The organism is Mesorhizobium sp. M1C.F.Ca.ET.210.01.1.1, from assembly GCF_004791585.1.
Classification (GTDB): Bacteria; Pseudomonadota; Alphaproteobacteria; order Rhizobiales; family Rhizobiaceae; genus Mesorhizobium.
Map to the genome: position 1 here is coordinate 1 of NZ_SRUU01000113.1, position 441 is coordinate 441.

The window sequence follows — 441 nt, forward strand, 5'->3', positions numbered from 1 at the left end:
AATCGATCACCGCCTGGTCGTCGGCAAACTCCATAGGCCAGCCGCCCAGCCAGTCGCGGATGTCGGTCATGTAGCTCATGCCGCGACCTTTTTTCTTTTGATAGATCTGCTTCACGAGCAAGGGCAGTTGAAGTGGATTGCGACCGAGCCCGAAGCGCCAGATGTACCAGTACTCCATCCACCGCCTTTGGCGAGGGTTGGCGCCGTTGTATCGCGGTTTCACGTCGAGCCAGAATTGCCCGGACGGCTTCACGACATTCGACGAATAGAGCGCGACGAAGAATAGACCGCCGGGGGCAACCGTGCGCGCCGCATTTTCGATCGCCTGCCACATCGCGCCGGTGTGGTGGAGGGATGTGCTGCCGGTCTGCGCGCCGGACTTCTGGCAGCGGCACGGCAATGGCGATACGGGCCTCACCGATCTGCATGAGAGCCTGTTCA

The 441-nt window shown here is 61.0% G+C and carries 1 pseudogene; it reads right to left on the reverse strand.

The annotated features are described in order from the left end of the window. Positions 1-334, reverse strand: a pseudogene (locus EN853_RS33160) (hypothetical protein); the annotation flags it as partial. Positions 335-441 lie beyond the last annotated feature (107 nt).